Below are 21,154 nucleotides of genomic sequence, written 5' to 3' on the forward strand. Positions count from 1 at the left end.
TAACGGAATGCATTGGGATACTCTGACCGATACGGCAGAATGCTTGACATTGTGCGATGCGGCGTGTTGAAAAGCGCATTGAACTAGGCGCGCGAGATCATCCGCGATGCCTGCTGGAAAAGTTTGATGCAGATTTCAACCCGAACCGGTCCCCGTATCCTTGCCATACTGGGCCCCACCAACACCGGCAAGACCCATCTGGCCATGGAACGGATGTTGGCGCATACCTCGGGTATGATCGGTTTTCCGCTTAGGCTTCTGGCACGGGAAAACTATGATCGCGCGGTCGCCCGTGTTGGCAAGGGGGCGGTGGCGCTGATCACCGGTGAAGAACGCATTCTTCCGAAATCAGCACGCTATTTCCTGTGCACCGTGGAAGCCATGCCGATCAACAAGCAGGTTGATTTTCTGGCCATCGATGAAATCCAGATGTGTGCCGATCCCGAACGCGGGCATGTCTTTACCGATCGGCTGTTGCATGCGCGCGGTATGAGCGAAACCATGTTCATGGGGGCGGAAACGATCCGCCCGGTGATCCGCCAGCTGATCGACAATGTCGAATTTGATACGCGCGCACGATTTTCGACTCTGACCTATAACGGATCGAAAAAGATCCAGCGCCTGCCATCCCAGTCCGCCGTCGTGACATTTTCCGCACAGGAAGTTTACGCGGTTGCCGAGCTTGTCCGCCGCCAAAAGGGCGGGGCGGCTGTTGTGCTTGGCGCGCTTAGCCCGCGCACGCGTAATGCCCAGGTCGAGATGTTCCAGAATGGCGAGGTCGAACATCTGATTGCGACCGATGCCATCGGCATGGGCCTTAACCTTGAACTGAACCATGTGGCCTTTGCGGCTCTTCACAAGTTTGACGGTCAGTTCAATCGCGGGCTTTCGGCGGCTGAAACCGCCCAGATTGCCGGGCGTGCCGGACGTCATATGAATGACGGGACCTTTGGCGTTACGGGTAATCTTTCAGGGATTGACCCCGATATTATCGAACAAATCGAAGCCCACGAGTTCGAACCGCTTGCCAAAGTCTTCTGGCGCAATGCGCGACTGGATTTCAGAACCGTCGATGCCCTGCAGAAATCGCTGCGCAAGAGGTCGGACAATCCGACGCTTGTTCTGGCGCGCGAACCGGTCGATGAAGTCATGCTGGCGCATTTATCGCAGAACGAAGACGTCGCGCGGATCGCATCGGCCCCGGATCGGGTGCAGTTATTGTGGGAAGTCTGCCAGATTCCGGACTTCAGAAATATCCATACCGATGCCCATCCAAGGCTGCTAACATCCATCTATCGCTATCTGGCAAAACCAAATAGCAAACTGCCGGTCGACTGGTTAGGAGAACAAGTCTTGCGCCTGGACCGTTATGATGGTGATATCGATCAGTTGTCATCACGGTTGGCGGGTATTCGCGTCTGGACTTATGTATCGCACAAGCATCACTGGCTCGAAGATGCCAATCATTGGCAGGAACGTACGCGGGCCATTGAGGATAAGCTCTCTGATGTGCTACATGAACGCCTGACCCAAAGGTTCGTTGACAGACGAACTTCGGTTTTATTGAAAAGTCTCAAGGACAAGTCTGAACTCATGTCTACCATCACTGCGAATGGTGAAGTCCAGGTCGAAGGTGAATACGTCGGCCGACTGGAAGGATTCCGTTTCATCGCCGATGAAACCGATGCTGCGTTTGAAGGCAAGGCTATCGCCAGTGCTGCACGTCGTGCACTGACTGGCGAAATTGCCCAGCGTGTCAAACAACTGGAAACCGATGAAGACGATAAATTCGCGGTGAATGGCCAACTAGAAGTCCTGTGGAACGGGGCGGTTGTTGGTGGACTGAAAAAGGGCGACACCGTCCTCAGCCCTGATGTCCAGGTCATTGACAGCGAGTTCTTTGATGGTCCGACCCGCGAACGCGTGCGTACCCGTCTTCAGAATTTCGTCAACGCCCATATCGAAGCGCGTCTGAAAATGCTGACCCGCCTGCGCGATTGTCAGTTGCCAGGCCCGATTCGTGGTCTTCTGTTCCAGTTGAACGAAGGTTTGGGCTGTGTGCCGCGTGCCGATCTTGAAAGCCTGATCAAGGATCTTTCAGACGAGGATCGCAAGGCGCTGGCCAAGCTTGGCGTGCGTCTGGGCGTTGAAACGGTTCATGTGCTGGATGCGCTGAAACCCGATCCTGTGGAACTGCGGGGTATTCTTTGGGCGATTTCGCGTGAACTGGATGCGCTTCCGGAACTGCCGCCGGCAGGCCGGACGTCGGTTCCAAATGATCGCAGCAATTCCAAGGGCTTCTATCTGGCGGCAGGTTACATGCCTGTTGGCCCGCTTGCCGCACGTGTAGACATGCTGGAACGTTTTGCTGCGTTGCTGCGCCAGAAGGCACGCGAAAATGATGGCAAGGTCAAACCGGATCCGGATCTGCTGTCGCTTCTTGGCTGCACGGTCGAGCAGGCAGAAGGTGTGTTCACCGCCCTTGGCTGGCGTGCAGAGGTGGTCAAGGTCAGCAAGGCTGAACTTGATGCCAAGGAAGCTGCGAAAAAGGCTGATCCTGCTGCAGTGACCGCCGATGGCCCTGCTGAGACCGAAGCTCCGGCGGAAGTCGCGGAAGAAGCTCCTGCCGAGACTGCAGAAGAAGTCAGTAAAACGACAACTGAAGCTGCACCGGAAGCCGGAGAGGCCGAAGCTGAGCCGGAATTCGTTGAGGTGAAATATTTTGTCCGTGTTGATCGCCGCAAGCGCGGTGGTCCCAGCGGCAAAGGCCAGCGTGGTGGACCACGTCAGGACGCGCGCGGCAAAGGTGCCCCGAAAGGTAAAGGGGGGCAGCGCCCGAATCGTGGCGGCCCGAACAAGGGTGACGACCGTTCCGGCGGCAGGCAGGGACGTCCGAATAACGCCCCGGCCAAAAACAACCAGATCAACGAGGATTCACCTTTCGCCAAGCTGAAGGAAATGCTGGCCGCAAAGGGGTAACCCCGAACTGTTTTCGGCACCACGGCGACCCTTTGCGGGGTCGCCGTTCTGCTTTGGGGATGGTAAAAACAATCCATGACAATTGATCAGACAGGCGGCAAGGTCCGTATAGACAAATGGCTATGGTATGCGCGGTTCTATAAGACCCGCTCGCTTGCCAGCAAGGCATGCCAGTCGGGCCATATCGTGCTGAACGGGCAATCGGTGTCCAAGGCCAGTGTGACGGTTGTGGCCGGGGACAGGCTGCAATTCTTTCAGGGGCCGCATTTGCGGGTGATCGAGGTGGTAGCACCGGGGGAGCGTCGCGGACCAGCCCCCGAAGCCCAGTTGCTTTATGTTGATCATTCCCCGCCGCGTGTGGCGAAAAAGGAAGTTGCATCGGATATCCGAACCGCCCCGATTGCCGAACGTGAAGCCGGAAGCGGTCGTCCGACAAAAGCCGAAAGGCGCGCAACAGACCGGTTGCGTGGCGATGAATAGTATTTTACACGCAGTAATCTGATCTAACGCCAGGTACGGCGCGAACAATATATCGGGTTGTAGAACCTTCAGGATTTTCTTGCCTCGGGCTTAGGCTTGGGTTATTGATCCTATATTAAGGTATAATATACCCACTTTAGTATGGTTTCGCTCGGACTTGGAGAATAACGGCGTTATGAAACGCAAGCCTGGCCTGCATATAGGGACGTTGTCGCATCTGGGCGCGGGCCGTTTTACCATTCTGCTCGCGGCACTTGTGATCAACCTTTTGTCGCTGGCTTTGCCCGTGACCCTGTTGCAGGTCTATGACCGCGTGCTGCCACACAATGCCATTCCGACTTTGACCCTGCTGGTGCTGGGGGTGTTTGGTGCGCTGGCGCTTGAGGCCATCCTGCGTCTGGGACGTGCCTATATTTCATCGCTGTCCGCAGCAAAGTTCGAACATAGAAGTTCGCAATCTGCCGTTGGCCATCTGTTGGCGACCAGTCTTTCAGACTACGAGAAAACAGCGCCGGGTCTGCATCTGCAGCGGTTGAACAGTCTGAATGTCCTGCGTGATTTCTATGCCGGGCAGGCTATCGGGGCCGTCATTGATCTGCCATTCATCGCTCTGTTCCTTGGTCTGATCGCGATTATCGGGGGCAAGCTTGTCATTGTTCCCCTGGTTATTCTGATGGCCTTCATGTTGACGGCGATGGTGCTGGGGCGGCGATTGCGCCAGGCTCTTGATGAACGCAGTCAGGCCGACGAGCGGCGTTACAATTTCATCATCGAAACCCTGACCGGTATTCACACCATCAAGGCAATGGCGATGGAAAACATGATGATCCGTCGTCATGACCAGTTGCAGAACCAGTGTTCCGAGGATGACCTTTCCGCGGCGCGCTGTGCCCATGCCGCGATCAATTCCAGTGCCAGCTTTTCGATGATCACCATGATCCTGGTTGCCGGTGTTGGCAGTCTTCTTGTTATTGATGCCGATCTGACGGTCGGCGGTCTGGCGGCATGCACCATGCTGGCCGGGCGTTCGATCCAGCCGCTGCAACGTGCCATGGGGCTTTGGACCCAGTTTCAGAATATTCGCGTTGCACGTGATCGTTGTCGCGAACTTTTCCGGTTACCCCCCGAAGACGCCGAAGATGCTGCTGAAATGCCGCCGCTTGACGGACGTATAGAGCTTGACGATGTCAGTTTCTCGCATACTGGCGGGGAGAAAATTTTTGAAAATCTGACACTTTCGATCCAGCCGGGCGAGTCAGTGGCAATCACCGGTGAGAATGGAACCGGCAAAACCACTTTGCTGTGGCTTCTTATGGGGGCCTTGCGCCCCGATAGCGGTACGGTGCGGCTTGATGGCCGGGATCCTCAGAAATATGCATCGGAATCGATCCGCAAGCAGATTGCCTATCTGCCGCAACATGGTGTGATGTTCAAGGGAACGATCCTTGAAAACATCACATCTTTCCGCAAGGAAATTGGCAGTGATCGCGTAGTCGAAATTTCCAAACGTCTGGGGCTTGATGAAATCGTGATGCGTATGCCAAGTGGTTATGACACCGAGGTGGGCGGACAGGCATCCGAAACCCTTCCGCGCGGTGTCAAACAGCGTATCGCAATTGCCCGTGCACTGATCGACTATCCGCGGATTGTACTGTTCGACGAAGCCAACAGTTCGCTTGATATTGCTGGCGATAACATTCTGGCTGGTCTGCTGATTGAACTTCGCAAGCATTGTACGCTGGTGATGGTTTCGCACCGCCCATCGTTGATCGCCCTTGCCGACAGGCAATATCGCCTGATTGAAAAACGTCTGGTGCCGGTTTTGCGGCGAAGCGGGACCCAACCGGTGATCGAGGCGGAAGAAGTCGAACGCGCGGAGGCCCGGTCATGAATATCGAAAACATGGATTTCGCGCTGAACTACCGTATGGGGCTTGCGAGCCACGACGCCCAGTCGGATTTCGATGCCTGTCTTTGGCCGCTATTGCAGGCGCTTGGCTGGCGCGGGCTGCCCCGTCAGGTTGCCGAAGCATTGCCGCATATGGATGAGGCACTTGATCTTACCGATTTTCGCAATGTGCTGGCGAACCTGAATTACCGCTCGCGCGAGATTGATACCACATTTGACCGGATTGATGATCGCCTGATGCCCTGCCTGTTTGTGCCCGATAACGGCACAGCCCTTGTGGTGATCAAGCCGGAAAATGTTGGCATCCGTGTCTTTGATGGCGGCACCAGCCGCGAAAAGGTGATCCAACCTGGCAATCTGCCCGGACGGTTGTTCCAGTTCACCCAAGCAGGCAGGAACGAGCGATTCTTTGAAGATGACAAGCGTGGCTGGTTCGGCGGAATTACGGACAGGTTTTCTGCTCTTGGTGGACAGCTTTTGCTGATTACGCTGACGCTCAATCTTATGGCCTTGGCCAGCCCGCTGTTTGTCATGGGGATATATGACCGGGTTATCGGCACGCGATCCATCCCGATGCTGATCCAGTTCGGGATTGGCATGGGAATTGTTCTGATCCTTGACTGGGTCTTGCGCAATTTACGCAGTCAGATGGTCTGCCATTTTGGTGCGCGCCTTGATACCCTTGTCAGCAGTGCCATTTTCGAACGTCTTTTGTCCCTGCCTCCGGCCTTTACCGAACGGGCACCGGTCGGGGTGCAGATATCGCGCATTCGTGATTTTGAAAGCGTGCGTGAATTCTTCAGCGGACCAATGGCGCTTGTCATTCTTGAAATGCCGTTCCTGCCGATCTTCCTGATCGTGCTGGCAATCCTTGGGGGCTGGCTTGCCCTTATTCCGATTGGGCTGATTGTTGTTTTTGTCCTGATCGGCATGGTGTCCTTCCCGGTCGTATCGCGACGGGTTTCGGAACTTGGCCGCAATGGTGCGAACCGACAGGAATTCCTTGTCGAGACAGTCGGTAAAATGCAGGCGCTGAAATATACCGGTGCAGAACATCGCTGGTTGTCGCGGTTTCGTGATATTTCGGCCGATACGGCCTATGCCGGATTCCGGGTGGCGATGGTCAATAATGTGATCAACACGTCTGCCCAGATTTTGATGATTTCTGCCGGTGCTCTTATTCTTGCCTTTGGTGCAGCGCAGGTGATGGCCGGTTCAATGACTATCGGTGCGCTGGTGGCATCGATGATGCTGGCGTGGCGTGTTCTTGGTCCGATCAATCAGGCATTTGTCGGCATGCCGCGGCTTGCCCAGTTGCGAGGTTCCGTTCGCCAGATCAATCGCCTTATGACCCTTGCGCCGGAACGCGACCTGGTGCCCCGTACAGTCGGGCAACGCCGGTTCGAAGGCAATGTAACCTTCTCGCGTGTCAGTTTCCGTTATACGCCGGACTCCGATCCGGCACTTGTTGGCGTGAATTTCGATATCAAGGCCGGGCAGGTGGTTGCGATTGTCGGATCGAACGGGGCCGGCAAGTCATCGCTGATCAAATTGATCGCTGGCATGTATCAGCCACAGGCCGGGGCGGTCCTGATTGACGGGGCGGATATTCGCCAGATGGACCCGCAAACCCTGCGTCAGTCGATTTCCTATGTGCCCCAGGATGTTGAATTTTTCCGCGGATCAATTGCGCAAAACCTGCGCCTTGCCAACCCGATTGCATCGCCGGATGAATTGCGGATGGCCTGTATGTCCGCAGGCATTCTTTCCGAAATCGAGGCATTGCCGGATGGTTTTGAAACCCGGATCGGGGATCAGCATTCATCGCGCTTTTCGGCGAGCTTCCTGCAGCGACTTGCGCTGGCACGTGCCTTTGTCCGCGAAGCTCCGATCATCCTGTTTGACGAGCCGACCAATGGCCTTGACCAGAAAGCGGATCGGGCGTTCCAGCATGCGATCAACCGCCTGCGCGGTGGATCGACGATTTTCCTCATTACCCATCGGCCCAGTCACCTTGATCTGGCCGACCGCATAATTGTTCTTGAAGCCGGGCAGGTACGTGCTGATGCACCGCCTGCACGCATCAAGCAGCAGGTGCTTGACGGAGGTTTCCTATGAGCGAAGCAGTTCAGAACACAGCAATAGAACGGTTCCGCCAGTCGCGCCGCATGGCACGCTATCTGTCACATGCTGTATTGCTGGAAGAAGGCGGAATTTCTGTCTTTGTCCGTTCGGCAATGGTCATGCTTTCGGTTGGTTTCATCGCCCTGGTCGCGTGGGCGGCAACCACCCAGATCAAGGAAACGGCAACCACCTTCGGGCAGGTGATGCCGACCGGTGCGGTCAACAAGATCCAGCATCTTGAAGGCGGGATCATTTCCGAAATCATGGTGCGTGACGGTGATCTGGTCGAGAAAGATCAGGTTCTGATGCGCCTGAAACCCGAGGCATCGCAGGCAGAATTGTCGCAGGCCGAAACCAAACTGGCCAGCCTGCGTCTTGAAGCCGAACGTTATCGCGCACTTGCAGAATCGCGTGAACCCGATTTTACCCTTCTGATAGACCGGTATCCTGAACTGGCAAAGAATCAGCAGGAAATCTATCGGATCAAGACCGACCTCGATAGCAGCCAGCGTGAAATCCTCGAAGTCCAGATCAAGGAGCGCAATGCCGAACTGGCCCAGCTCCAGCAACAGGAAGCCACATTGCGCCGTTCTGTCGATCTGCTCAATCAGGAAGTAACGATGCGTCGTTCGCTCTATGAGCAGGGCCTGAACTCCAAGGTGCTGTTCCTGAATATCCAGCGAGAACTGAACGAGGCGCAGGGCAATCTTTCGGGCGTGGTTGCGGAAATGGCACGTGCACGCGAAACCATCGCCGAAGCCAACTTGCGTCAGAATGAATTGGAACACAGTCAGCGCGAGGAAGCGCTAAGTGAACTCGGGCGGCTTGGTGGTGAAATTGCCCAGGCTGATGAGGCCCTGCGCAAGCTTAAGGACAGGGTCGCGCGACTTGAAATTCGCGCGCCATCCAAAGGTTATATCAAGGGGCTGCAATTTACCACGATTGGTGGGGTTATTGCTCCGGCACAGGTGGTCATGGAACTGGTGCCGACTGACGAGGCGCTGGTCGCCGAAACCCGGATTTCGACCGAGGATATCGGCCATGTCCATTTGGGGCAGCCGGTGACTGTTAAAGTCAGTGCGTTTGATTATATACGATATGGTAGTATCAGTGGTGAATTGGTATCGATATCGGCCTCTACTTTTGTTGATGAAGAAGGCCGACCGTATTATAAAGGAAGGGTGGCGCTTGATTCCGACCGTGTCGGTGAAGGTGCACAGGCTCAGCCGATTATCCCTGGCATGACGGTTCAGGCCGACATCCAGACGGGGGAAAGGACGTTGCTGCAATATCTGCTCAAGCCGGTTTATGTCTCGCTTGATCAGGCATTTAGCGAACGCTGAGTTTTGATAATGGTCCCGCTGGAAATGTTTGTTTCATTTCTACTGCCTGGCCGCAAGTTTCTCTGGTAAAACAGAGAATTCTATACTTTTGTATAGAAATGCGGATCAGGGATTCCCTTCCCGCATTTCTCGGAGAATGGGTTAGATGGCGGACGATCCTCGCGACGCAGAAGACACTCGCAATGAACTGGGCGGCAACCGGTCAGACACCGGTACCGGCGGTGATGATCTTATGCGTGATGATCGCGGTGACGATGATGCGGACGAACATGTCGAACTGCATGGCGATCAGGATGGTGACGGGGCCGGTTCCAACGAACAGCTTGGCAATGTTCATTACGGCAATCAGGTCAATAACCCGCAAGGCGAACAGCAGCGCGAGTTTCGCCGACGTAATGCCGGTGACAAGCGGGCAGAGGAAACAATCCAGGCCGAGGCGACCGAAAAGCAGACTCTGGCCGAGTCCGAGCGCACAGAACTTGAAAACAACATAGACACGGTTGGCGAGGGATCTGAAACCGCTGATGGCAGTTCCGGCCGGGACCCGATCTCCCTTCGTGGTGGTGAAACAGGCAATCCGCAGAACCTGCAACCGGTTTCCACGCCGGACACAACAGCGGTTCCCGGCGCGCGCGAAGGTGGTCGAGGCCGATCGGGAGAAAATTTTGAACCCGATTTCGTTGCGCAGGCAACGCCAGAAGCTTCCGAAAACGCGACACCTGCAGGCGCGGTCGCCTCTGGCGACGCAAATGACGCTCTGGAGGAGGAGCCTCAGGTCGAAGTAGCAAAAGTTGCCGATGCACCCAGCCTGTCGGCAGCAGATGTTATCGGCGATGAAGACAGCGCGATCTCGCTTGACGTGTCCGCAGCTCTTCGTGACCTTGATGGTGGAAACGAAACACTCTCGATCACGATCTCGGGTGTGCCTGATGGCGCGGTTTTGTCAGCGGGCACGAATAACGGTAATGGTATCTGGACGCTGACGCCGGGGCAGCTCGCGGGTCTTACGATAACGCCGGGCGAAAATTACAACGGCAGTTTCGATCTTTCGGTGACCGCAACCAGCACCGAGGCAAACGGCAGCAAATCCTCCACAAGCACATCCTTCACGGTTGATGTCGCGGCTGTTGCGGATGGTGCGACGCTGGATGTCAGTGATGCATCTGGCTTGGAAGACAGTGCGATAGCGCTGTCGATTGATACCGAACTGCTGGACGCGAACGAGGGCATCTCGATCACCATCTCAGGCGTGCCCGATGGTGCAACCCTGTCTGCCGGAACCGATAGTGGTGATGGAACCTGGACCCTTGATGTCGCCGACCTCGACGGCCTGACGATCACACCGGGCGAAAATTTCAGTGGCAGCTTCGATCTGACCGTATCTGTCTCGACAATTGACGGCACGGATAGCGCAGTCGTAGTCGAAGAGATTACGGTTGATGTTGCCGGTGTCGCGGATGCGCCGACATTGGAGTTCTCTGACGCAAGTGGTTCCGAAGATTCGGCTATTGCGCTGGATATTGATGCGGGTCTCACGGACGGCTCAGAAGTCCTGACTGCGACAATTAGTGGTGTTCCAGACGGTGCTACCCTGTCTGCCGGAACCGATAATGGTGATGGAACCTGGACTCTGTCTGCCGAGGAACTGAAGGGTCTGACGATCACGCCAGCGAATGATTTTAGCGGTTCGTTTGATTTGACGGTGACCGCGCAGTCTGCAGATGGCGACGATGTTGCGACCACAACGGGCAGCATTACTGTTGATGTTGCAGGTGTTGCTGACACTCCGACGCTGGGAGTTTCGAACCCCACTGGTTCCGAAGACAGCGGCATTGCACTGGATATCGACGCGGGTCTGACGGATTCCAGCGAAGTCCTGACTATCACGATTAGCGGTGTTCCTGACGGAGCAACCTTGTCAGCCGGTACCGATAACGGTGACGGAAGCTGGACGCTGTCAGCAACCGACCTGAACGGTCTGACGATCACGACAGCAGACGATTTCTCCGGCAGCTTCGAGCTTGGTGTGACCGCAACGTCGGCAGATGGTTCTGATGTAGCAACCACGACCGGTTCAATCACGGTCGTGGTTGCCGGTGTCGCCGATGCTCCGACATTGGATGTCTCTGACGCCAGTGGTTCGGAAGATTCTGCGATTGCACTCGACATTGATGCAGGCCTGACGGACAGCAGCGAAGTCCTGACGGTGACCATCTCCGGTGTTCCGGAAGGTGCGAACCTGTCTGCGGGTACTGATAATGGTGACGGTAGCTGGACTCTAAGTCCAGATCAGCTTGCAGGACTGACGATTACCCCGGCGGATGATTTCAGTGGGTCGTTTGATCTGGCTGTGACGGCGCAGTCAGCGGATGGTGAAGATGTTGCCACCACAACGGATACGATTACGGTTGATGTCGTAGGTGTCGCCGATGCGCCGACATTGGAGATTTCTGACGCCAGTGGTTTGGAAGATTCGACTATTGCGCTGGATATCGATACCGGTCTGACGGACGGTTCCGAAGTTCTCTCCATCACGATCTCTGGTGTTCCGGAGGGGGCAACCCTGTCTGCTGGCACCGACAATGGTGATGGAAGCTGGACGCTGAATTCGACGGAGCTTGAAGGGCTTGCAATCCGACCGCCAGAAAATTACAGCGGCAGTTTTGATATCGATATTACCGCAACATCTGTTGATGGTGTTGATATTGCGACGGTTTCCGACACGATTATGGTCAACGTTGCCGCGGTTGCCGATTTGCCGTTGCTTGAGGTACTTGATGCGTCGGGTGATGAAGGTACGGCAATCGCCCTTGATATCGACGCGATCCTTACGGATGCGTCCGAGACACTTTCTGTCACAATCGCAGGCGTGCCGGACGGTGCGGTTTTGTCTGCGGGCACCAACAATGGTGACGGGTCATGGACATTGAGTGCAGCCGATCTTGAAGGTCTGACAATAACACCGGGCAACAGTTATTCCGGATCGTTCGATCTGAGCGTTACCGCGACTTCTGTTGATGGCGATGACAGCCAGAGTGTTTCGCAGAACCTGACCGTCGAGGTGATCGACAACCCGAATGATACGGTGATCGGCACCGGTGGTCGCGATACGATCATTACCGGTGACGGCAACGACTATATCGATGCGGCCGGCGGCAATGACAAAATTTCGTCAGGTGCAGGTGATGACACGATCCATGGCGGTAGTGGCAAGGATATCATTGATGCGGGTTCCGGCGATGACTATGTCGAAGCCGGGGACTCTGACGATATTGTCTATGGCGGGGCTGGCAACGACACTATTTATGGTGGCGGCGGCAAAGATACGATTTCGGGTGGCGACGGTGATGATTACATAGAAGCCGGGAACGCCAATGATATCGTGAATGGTGATGCGGGCAATGACACCATTCTGGGTGGTTCGGGCAAGGATACCCTTGATGGGGGAGACGGCACGGATACGCTTTATGGCGGTAGTTCGGACGACAGGCTGACAGGGTCGGGCGATGACAGGCTTTATGGCGAGGCCGGAAATGACGAGATCAATTACACCGTCGATCTGAGGGCAGAGGGAACCGGCATTGTCGATGGTGGTTCAAACACCGATACATTGAAGCTTTATCTGAGTTCGGATCAGCTTTCAGGCGATGGTGTTCTTGAAGCATTGCAGGACCTCAAAGCCCATGTCGAAAGCGGTGAGGGCGGCAGCCTGATGCTTGACGCACTCGGGGTCGAGGTCAGCAATATCGAGAATCTCGAAATTTATGTCGATGGTGCGTCCTATAACCCGGCGGCAGAGGCTCCGGCACTGGATGTCGCTGATGCCACGGGTGCCGAGGATGGCGGCGCGATTGCCCTTGATATTGATGCGTCGCTTGGCGATGCAACCGAAATCCTGAGCATCACCATTTCTGGTGTGCCCGAAGGTGCCACCCTGTCTGCCGGAACCCATAACGGAGACGGTAGTTGGACGCTGGAGGCCGCAGACCTTGAAGGTTTGACGATTACGCCAGCCGATGATTACAGCGGTGCATTCGATCTTGCCGTTACGGCAACTTCAAGTGCTGGCGATGACAGTGCATCGACCAGCCAGGTCATCAATGTTGATGTCAGTGCAGTTGCAGATACACCGACTTTGACCGTGTCGGATGCATCGGGCAGCGAAGACAGCGCGATTGATCTGGATGTCGATGCGGGGCTGACAGATACCAGCGAAACGATGACCATCACCATCAGTGGTGTTCCCGATGGGGCCAGCCTGTCGGCCGGGACCAATAACGGCGATGGCAGCTGGACATTGAATGCGAGTGATCTCGAAGGCCTGAGCATTACCCCGAGTGGTGATTACAGCGGCAGCTTTGATCTTACCGTCACGGTAACATCGCAGGACGGGAACGACACGGCATCGATCAGCGATACCATTACCGTTGCTGTCGCCGGTGTTGCAGACCAACCCGCACTTGATGTGTCAAATGTGTCCGGCACCGAAGACAGTGCCATCACGCTTGATATCGATGCTGGTCTAACAGATAGCTCTGAAGTCCTGACGGTTACGATCTCTGGCGTTCCGGAAGGTGCGACCTTGTCCGCCGGTACCGATAATGGCGATGGCAGCTGGACATTGTCGGCTGCGGACCTGAACGGCCTGACGATTACGCCAACGGATGACTTCTCTGGCAGCTTCGGGCTTGGTGTGACGGCAACGTCTGCAGATGGCGACGATGTTGCCACCACAACGGGCAGCATTACTGTTGATGTTGCAGGTGTTGCTGACACTCCGACGCTGGAAGTTTCGAACGCCTCGGGTAACGAAGACGGTGCTATCGCACTGGATATCGATACGGCTCTGGCGGATGGTTCCGAAGTCCTGACGGTCACGATCTCTGGTGTTCCGGATGGTGCTACCCTGTCGGCGGGTACAGACAATGGTGACGGTACATGGACGCTGGGTTCGGATGACCTTGACGGTCTGACGATCACGCCTGCGAATGACTTCAGCGGATCGTTTGACCTGACGGTCACCGCGCAGTCTGCGGATGGTGAAGATGTTGCGACAGCGACGGATACGATTACGGTTGATGTTGCAGGTGTTGCAGATGAACCGACGTTGGATGTTACGGATGCATCTGGCAACGAAGATTCTGTCATTGCGCTGAATATCGACGCGGGTCTCACGGACTCCAGCGAAGTTCTAACCGTTACGATAAGTGGCGTGCCAGAAGGTGCGACGTTGTCTGCCGGTACAGATAACGGTGATGGCAGCTGGACTCTGTCATCTGCCGACCTGAACGGTCTGACGATCACGCCAGCGGACGACTTCAGCGGAACGTTCGATCTGACGGTAACCGCGCAGTCGGCAGATGGCAGCGACATTGCGACAGCGACGGATACGATCACGGTTGATGTTGCAGGTGTTGCCGATGAACCAACGTTGGATGTTGCGGATGCATCTGGCAACGAAGATTCTGTCATTGCGCTGAATATCGACGCGGGTCTCACGGACTCCAGCGAAGTTCTAACCGTTACGATAAGTGGCGTACCAGAAGGTGCGACGTTGTCTGCCGGTACAGATAACGGTGATGGCAGTTGGACTCTGTCATCTGCCGATCTGAACGGTCTGACGATCACGCCAGCGGACGACTTCAGCGGCTCGTTTGATTTGACGGTGACCGCGCAGTCTGCGGATGGCGACGATGTTGCCACCACAACGGGCAGCATTACTGTTGATGTTGCTGGTGTGGCAGATAATCCGACACTTGATTTTGCGGATGCCAGTGGATCCGAAGACAGTGCGATTGCTCTCGATATTGACGCGGGCTTGATGGACTCCAGCGAAGTTCTTTCGGTCACGATTAGCGGTGTTCCTGACGGAGCAACCTTGTCTGCCGGTACGGATAACGGTGACGGAAGCTGGACGCTGTCTGCTGCGGACCTGAACGGTCTGACGATCACGCCTGCGAATGATTTCAGCGGATATTTTGATCTGACGGTGACCGCGAAATCTGCGGACGGTGAAGATGTTGCCACTGCGACGGATACGATTAGGGTTGATGTTGCCGGTGTCGCCGATGCGCCGACACTTGATCTGTCTGATGCCGCTGGGGACGAAGGCAATGCCGTTGCGCTTGATATCGACGCAGGCCTTACCGACAGCAGCGAGACCCTGACGATTATCATCAGTGGTGTGCCAGGTGGGGCGAGCCTGTCTGCCGGGACTGATAACGGGAATGGTACCTGGACGCTGAGCGTGGCCCAGTTGAGTGGCCTGACCCTGACACCGGCAAGTAACTATTTCGGCACGTTCGAACTGACGGTATCGGCCCAGTCGCGTGATGGTAGCGATACGGCCACAACGACCGCGATCCTTCTGGTTACAATCGAGGAAGAAGTCGCCGATCCGAATGAAACCCGCTGGGGCACGGAAGCAAACGAAACATTCCAGACCGGTTCCGGCAATGACACCATCGGTGCGGGGGGCGGGAATGACACCATCTGGACCAACGCTGGCAACGATACGATCTGGGCCGGGAACGGTAATGACGTGATTTATGCCGGTGACGGTGATGACAGCATTACCGGCGATGGCGGGAACGATTATATCAATGCCGGTGCAGGCAACGACACCGTTCATGGTGGCGAAGGCACAAATACGATCTATGCCGGTGAGGGGAATGACTATGTCACTGGCGGCAGCGGCGATGACAAGATCCATGCCAGCGGCGGTGACAATATCATCTATGCCGGTGAAGGCGCGAATACCGTTCAGACCGGTGCGGGCAACGACACCATATATACCGGCAGCGGCAATGACACCATTGTCGGCGGTGATGGCAACAACATCGTCAATGCCGGGGAAGGCGATAACCGCATCTGGACGGGCACCGGCAATGACACGATCAGTGTTGGCAGCAAGGACGACTATGTTGATGCCGGGGACGGCAACAACACGATCACGGGTGGCGAAGGCCGGAACACCATCCTGAGCGGCAGTGGTGATGACAGCATCACGACCGGTAGCGGTAAAGATACGGTCGCATCCGGTGACGGGAATGATCGTATTGATGTTGGCGGCGGGGACAACACTGTCTGGGGCGAAGGCGGTAACGACTCCATTCATGGTGGATACGGTGATGACACCTTCCTTGGCGGCGACGGTAACGACATCCTGAACGCGGACGGCGGGTCGAACTATTTTGACGGTGGATCGGGCAACGATACGCTAACCACCGGCTGGGGGCGCGATACGCTGTATGGCGGGTCGGGTAACGACACGATTGATGGCGGTGGCGACAAAGACCGTCTTTACGGTGACGATGGAAATGACACCCTGACTGGTGGTGCCGGGAACGATACCCTGTTCGGGGGAGCCGGAAACGATATGCTGCTGGGCGGGGATGATGACGATACCCTGATCGGCGGCACCGGGGATGACCGGCTTTACGGCGGTGGCGGGTCGGATCTGTTTATTTTCAACATGGGTGATGGTTCTGATCATGTGGATGGCGGAGCCAACGGATGGACTACCGATACCATCGAATTGCATGGTGCGGATGGCGGTAATATCGATTCGAGTGACTGGACCCTTGTTCTTGATGAAGGAAGCATTACGAAATCGAAACACAACTATATGGAATTATCCACCGATTCGTCGGGAACCATTGTGTTTTCTGATGGAACCGAGTTGACATTTTCCAATGTCGAACGTATCGAGTGGTGACGAAAAGACGATTTGGATGCCGTCGGGACGCAATCTCGGCGGCATTGCCGGTTTTCTGGGGGAATTCACCCTGTCGCGATTGACAGCCATGGTGTGAAGTCCTATACAGCGGACCTCGAATTTTATCGGATTACCTTTATTAGAACGGAGTAAGTGCAGTGAAGCGCACCTACCAGCCAAGCAAACTCGTACGGAAACGCCGCCACGGCTTCCGTTCCCGCAGCGCGACCGTCGGTGGCCGCCGTGTGCTGACCGCACGCCGCGCCAAGGGCCGCAAGCGTCTGTCGGCCTAATGTTGTGACCGTTTCGGTGGAACGCTTGAAAAAGCGCGCAGAATTTCTTCGCGTCGCAGGCACCCGCCGGAAATGGGTTACACAGGGATTGATCCTTCAGGGCGCTCCGCGTCCCGGGATCAAACCGGACACAGAATACGCCGGTGAAGATCGACTCGCACGAGTCGGATTTACCGTCACCAAAAAGGTGGGCAAGGCCGTCGTTCGCAATCGCGTTCGGCGGCGTTTGCGTGCTGTGGCGGACCAATTGATGAGCGAAATGGCATTGCCCGGTTGGGATTATGTCGTGATCGGTCGTCAGCAGACCATTGACCGGGATTTTGAAAAACTGGTCGATGATATGCGGTTTGCCCTGCGGCGTATCCCTGATGCCAAACCTTCCGCCCCGGATGGTCAGCGCCCCCGCAAGGGACGCGGATCAAATTCCGGTGGTGCGACGAAGGCAGGAGACTCTGCCAAATGAGTAACCTTCCCGGATCGAATGTAGGCCCCTTGGCGCGTCTTCTTCAAATCGCGGTTCGCGGCTACCAGCTCTTTTTATCGCCCTATATCGGGTGGTCCTGCAGATATCAGCCGACCTGTTCGGCCTATATGATGGAGGCCCTTGCCCGCCATGGGGCAATAAAAGGCGGCTGGATGGGTTTTAAGCGGATAATGCGTTGCCATCCATGGGGTGGTCATGGTTATGATCCCGTGCCCGGATGTGGCTGTGAACAAAACAAAGCGCCGTCGGAGGATGAACTCCGGTTAACGGCGCTTTAGTCATGTAAATAGAATACCGGTCAGGCGTTCTTCGCCGCCGGACGAAAGCGGAAAGAGGCGATGAACGAACAACGTAACCTGTGGATTGCGATTGCAGCTTCGGTCGCAATCCTTGTCGGGTTCCAATTCTTTTTCGCTCCCGAACCTGCGCCGCAGGATCGAGAAGCGCAAGTTCGCGAACAACTTGACGTCAATGGCAATACTGCACCGCAGACTGCCTCGAACGTGCCCAGCGTACCGGGTGGTGCTGCGCCGGCGGCTCCGGTCGTCAACCGCGATGCCGCGCTGGCAAAAGCTCCGCGTATCAAGATCGAAACCCCGCGTGTCGAGGGTTCGATCCGTCTGGTTGGTGGCGTGATTGACGACATCCAGTTACAGGATTACCGCGAAACCGAAGAACCGGACAGCCCGCTGATCCACGTTCTGAACCCGACCGGTAGCGACAATGCATACTTCGCCGAATTCGGCTGGGTTGCCGCCGACAAATCTGTCAGCGTTCCGAACAGCGATACCCAGTGGACTGCAAGCTCCAACGAACTGACGCCGGCAAAACCAGTCACATTGAGCTGGGATAATGGCAGCGGCCTGACCTTCAATCGCGAGATTTCGATCGACGAGAATTATATGTTCTCGATCAAGCAGTCGGTCAAAAACGATAGCGGTTCGGATGTCACCCTGTATCCCTACGGTCTGATTTCGCGCAAGGGCAAGCCGACTACGGCAGGGTTCTACATCCTGCATGAAGGTCCGCTTGGTGTCATTGACGGTACCCTGACCGAAATCGATTATGACGATCTTGCCGAAGACGGTGCCGTGGAAAAGAAAACCACCGGCGGCTGGCTTGGCATTACCGACAAATACTGGCTGGTTGCGCTTGCACCGTCCTCTGACGAGGCACTGACCACCCGTTTCAGCCATCACGTTGCTGAAAATGCCGACAAATATCAAACCGACTATCTTGGTGCGGCCCGCACGGTTGCGGCCGGTGCCGAAGCTGCTTCGGAAACCCGTTTGTTTGCCGGTGCCAAGGAAGTGTCGCTTCTTGATCAGTATGCCAATGACTATGGCATCAAGAATTTCGATCTCGCGATTGATTTTGGCTGGTTCTACTTCCTGACCAAACCGTTCTTCCTGTTCCTGCAGTGGCTGAACCATCTGGTTGGCAACTTCGGTGTTTCCATCCTGATCTTCACGGTTCTTGTGAAGGCAGTGATGTACCCACTTGCCAACAAGTCGTACAAATCCATGAGTGCGATGAAGAAACTGCAGCCGCAAATCACCAAGATGCGCGAGCAGTTCAAGGATGACCGTCAGCGTCAGCAGCAGGAAATGATGGCGCTTTACAAGCGCGAAAAGATCAACCCAGCTTCGGGTTGCCTGCCGATCGTGGTCCAGATTCCGGTGTTCTTCGCACTTTACAAGGTGCTGTTCGTGAACATCGAAATGCGCCATGCGCCGTTCTTTGGCTGGATTCAGGACCTTTCGGCACCTGATCCGACTTCGTTGTTCAATCTGTTTGGTCTTATCCCTTGGGATCCGCCGCAGATGCTGATGATCGGTGTCTGGCCGCTGATCATGGGGATCACCATGTTCCTGCAGCAGAAACTGAACCCGGCACCGGCTGATCCGACGCAGGCCAAGATCATGATGTTCCTGCCGCTGATCTTTACCTTCATGCTGGCAAGCTTCCCGGCGGGTCTTGTGATCTACTGGGCATGGAACAACCTGCTGTCGATCGCGCAGCAACGTTACATCATGTACAAGATGGGGGTCTGATCCCCCCATCCTCCTCGCAGGGCGTGCGAACGCCCCTGCGGGGTGCCAAGGAACGACAATGACCGAAGAAAAATTGCCATCGGCAACCGCAATTCCGACATTTGAATCGGCTCAGATCGAAGCCGGGCGGAAACTGTTTTCCCGCCCGGTTACTTTCATGTTGGGGGTGGCGCAACTTGAACAGTTGCCCCCCGAAGACAAGATCGAAATCTGCCTTGCCGGGCGGTCCAATGTGGGAAAATCTAGCCTTTTTAATGCCATAACCGGTCGCAAGGATATGGCCCGGACGTCGAATACGCCCGGCCGTACCCAGCAGTTGAACTATTTCGATCTGGATGGTGCGCTTAATATCGTCGATTTGCCGGGCTATGGATTTGCAAAGGCGCCCAAGGACATCGTTGATACATGGCAGAATGTGATCAAACAGTATCTGCGCGGCCGGGTAACATTGCGGCGTGTATTTGTTTTGATCGATTCCCGGCACGGCTTCATGAAAGCCGATCTTGAAATGATGAAGATGCTTGATGAAGCTGCCGTGTCTTATCAGATTGTGCTGACCAAGGCTGACAAGCTTAAAAAAGGCCAGATGGAAAAGCGCATTCGCGAAGTGGTCGAAGCGGTAAAAAAACATCCCGCGGCCCTGTCGCAGCTTTTCGCGACATCAAGCGAAAAAGGCACCGGCCTTGAAGCGCTTCGCGCAGAAATCGCAACGCTGCTATAATCACCCGATAGCGCTCGTATAACATTGGGGAAAAGACATGAACGAAGAAGTCCGTTCTGACGAAGAAAACTCGGAATCCAGCGCGTACCGTACGCTGGCACGTGCCAAGGTTCTGTCCGAGGCCCTTCCCTATATGCGACGCTATAATGGCCAGACGATTGTGGTGAAGTATGGCGGGCACGCAATGGGTGACCCGGAACTGGCCCGCCTGTTTGCCCAGGACATGGTGCTTTTGAAGCAGGTCGGCATGAACCCGATTGTGGTCCACGGCGGTGGTCCGCAGATTGGCCAGATGCTTAAAGAACTTAACATCCAGTCGGAATTTGTTGATGGCCTTCGCGTGACGGACCAGCAGACAATTGATGTTGTCGAAATGGTTCTGGCCGGCAAGATCAACAAGGAAATCGTCTCGAACATCAACCGTGCCGGGGGGGTCAGTGTTGGTCTGTGTGGCAAGGATGCCCATCTGATCAAGGCGCGCAAACTTCAACGCACCAAACGCGATCCCGAAAGCAATATCGAGAAGGTTCTTGATCTTGGCTTTGTCGGCGAACCGGTCGAAGTCAATCCGCATGTGCTGGATTGTTTTATCAACACCGACATTATTCCGGTAATTGCACCGATAGGGGTTGGTGAAGACGGTCAGACATACAATATCAATGCTGATACGGCTGCCGGTGCGATTGCAAAGGCCGTTGGTGCCCGCCGTCTTTATATGCTGACCGACGTCAAGGGGATCCTTGATGGTGAAAAACAACTGGTCCGGGATGCGGATATCGACAGCATCAATGCAATGATCGCCGATGGTACGATCCAGGGCGGCATGATTCCCAAAACGGAAACCTGCATGGATGCGGTCCGCAACGGGGTCGAGGCCGCGGTAATTGTCGATGGTCGTGCCCCGCATGCGGTATTGCTGGAACTGTTTACCGAACGCGGTGCTGGCACAATGATCAGGGGCGGCTGATTTCAGCCGCTCAAGGTGTAGACTGCCGACAGTTTACCATTACGGATGAGTGGTCCAGCCCCGCAGATTAGGCTATGTTCTTCA

At 55.6% G+C, this 21,154-nt stretch carries 12 protein-coding genes; all 12 read left to right on the top strand.

Annotation, left to right across the window (positions count from 1 at the left end; genetic code table 11):
- Positions 1–126: 126 nt before the first annotated feature.
- The 12 genes from J7395_RS09135 to argB all read left to right on the top strand — a co-directional run bounded on the left by J7395_RS09135 (position 127) and on the right by argB (position 21,070).
- A complete protein-coding gene (locus J7395_RS09135) occupies positions 127–2,979 on the top strand; it encodes a helicase-related protein (RefSeq protein ID WP_209221270.1) in 2,853 nt (950 codons plus the stop codon).
- Positions 2,980–3,054: 75 nt separating this feature from the next.
- Positions 3,055–3,459: an RNA-binding S4 domain-containing protein gene (locus J7395_RS09140; protein ID WP_062949420.1), complete on the top strand. Its 405-nt coding sequence runs from the start codon at positions 3,055–3,057 to the stop codon at positions 3,457–3,459.
- 175 nt (positions 3,460–3,634) lie between these two features.
- Positions 3,635–5,350: an ABC transporter transmembrane domain-containing protein gene (locus tag J7395_RS09145; protein WP_209221271.1), complete on the top strand. Its 1,716-nt coding sequence runs from the start codon at positions 3,635–3,637 to the stop codon at positions 5,348–5,350.
- A complete protein-coding gene (locus J7395_RS09150; RefSeq protein WP_209221272.1) occupies positions 5,347–7,485 on the top strand; it encodes an ATP-binding cassette domain-containing protein in 2,139 nt (712 codons plus the stop codon). Before J7395_RS09145 ends, J7395_RS09150 begins: the two co-directional genes overlap by 4 nt.
- Positions 7,482–8,834 carry an HlyD family type I secretion periplasmic adaptor subunit gene (locus J7395_RS09155; protein WP_097051146.1) on the top strand — a complete coding sequence of 451 codons (1,353 nt, stop codon included), beginning with the start codon at positions 7,482–7,484 and terminating at the stop codon, positions 8,832–8,834. Before J7395_RS09150 ends, J7395_RS09155 begins: the two co-directional genes overlap by 4 nt.
- A gap of 145 nt (positions 8,835–8,979) precedes the next feature.
- Positions 8,980–16,551, top strand: a complete 7,572-nt coding sequence (locus J7395_RS09160; protein ID WP_209221273.1) for an Ig-like domain-containing protein — start codon at positions 8,980–8,982, stop codon at positions 16,549–16,551.
- 158 nt (positions 16,552–16,709) lie between these two features.
- Positions 16,710–16,844, top strand: a complete 135-nt coding sequence (gene rpmH, locus J7395_RS09165; RefSeq protein ID WP_007091264.1) for a 50S ribosomal protein L34 — start codon at positions 16,710–16,712, stop codon at positions 16,842–16,844.
- Positions 16,845–16,860: 16 nt separating this feature from the next.
- Complete coding sequence (gene rnpA / locus J7395_RS09170; protein WP_309471143.1) at positions 16,861–17,307, top strand: ribonuclease P protein component; 447 nt, start codon at positions 16,861–16,863, stop codon at positions 17,305–17,307.
- Entirely contained in the window at positions 17,304–17,606 is a 303-nt protein-coding gene (yidD, locus tag J7395_RS09175) for a membrane protein insertion efficiency factor YidD (RefSeq protein WP_062950731.1), read from the top strand. Before rnpA ends, yidD begins: the two co-directional genes overlap by 4 nt.
- Before the next feature lie 60 nt (positions 17,607–17,666).
- Positions 17,667–19,382, top strand: a complete 1,716-nt coding sequence (gene yidC, locus J7395_RS09180) for a membrane protein insertase YidC (RefSeq protein WP_097051142.1) — start codon at positions 17,667–17,669, stop codon at positions 19,380–19,382.
- A gap of 58 nt (positions 19,383–19,440) precedes the next feature.
- Positions 19,441–20,103: a ribosome biogenesis GTP-binding protein YihA/YsxC gene (gene yihA, locus J7395_RS09185; protein WP_007091260.1), complete on the top strand. Its 663-nt coding sequence runs from the start codon at positions 19,441–19,443 to the stop codon at positions 20,101–20,103.
- A gap of 37 nt (positions 20,104–20,140) precedes the next feature.
- The gene (gene argB, locus J7395_RS09190; RefSeq protein ID WP_062950729.1) at positions 20,141–21,070 is read left to right on the top strand and encodes an acetylglutamate kinase; all 930 of its coding nucleotides are present in this window, start codon (positions 20,141–20,143) and stop codon (positions 21,068–21,070) included.
- The last annotated feature ends 84 nt before the right edge of the window (positions 21,071–21,154 follow it).

This window comes from Thalassospira sp. A3_1, from assembly GCF_017744215.1.
Classification (GTDB): Bacteria; Pseudomonadota; Alphaproteobacteria; order Rhodospirillales; family Thalassospiraceae; genus Thalassospira; species Thalassospira lucentensis_A.

Bases quoted from the DNA above. Each gene is read 5' to 3' on its own strand.
- J7395_RS09135 (WP_209221270.1), top strand. From the start codon at position 127: ATGCAGATTTCAACCCGAACCGGTCCCCGTATCCTTGCCATACTGGGC.
- J7395_RS09140 (WP_062949420.1), top strand. From the start codon at position 3,055: ATGACAATTGATCAGACAGGCGGCAAGGTCCGTATAGACAAATGGCTA.
- J7395_RS09145 (WP_209221271.1), top strand. From the start codon at position 3,635: ATGAAACGCAAGCCTGGCCTGCATATAGGGACGTTGTCGCATCTGGGC.
- J7395_RS09150 (WP_209221272.1), top strand. From the start codon at position 5,347: ATGAATATCGAAAACATGGATTTCGCGCTGAACTACCGTATGGGGCTT.
- J7395_RS09155 (WP_097051146.1), top strand. From the start codon at position 7,482: ATGAGCGAAGCAGTTCAGAACACAGCAATAGAACGGTTCCGCCAGTCG.
- J7395_RS09160 (WP_209221273.1), top strand. From the start codon at position 8,980: ATGGCGGACGATCCTCGCGACGCAGAAGACACTCGCAATGAACTGGGC.
- yidD (WP_062950731.1), top strand. From the start codon at position 17,304: ATGAGTAACCTTCCCGGATCGAATGTAGGCCCCTTGGCGCGTCTTCTT.
- yidC (WP_097051142.1), top strand. From the start codon at position 17,667: ATGAACGAACAACGTAACCTGTGGATTGCGATTGCAGCTTCGGTCGCA.
- yihA (WP_007091260.1), top strand. From the start codon at position 19,441: ATGACCGAAGAAAAATTGCCATCGGCAACCGCAATTCCGACATTTGAA.
- argB (WP_062950729.1), top strand. From the start codon at position 20,141: ATGAACGAAGAAGTCCGTTCTGACGAAGAAAACTCGGAATCCAGCGCG.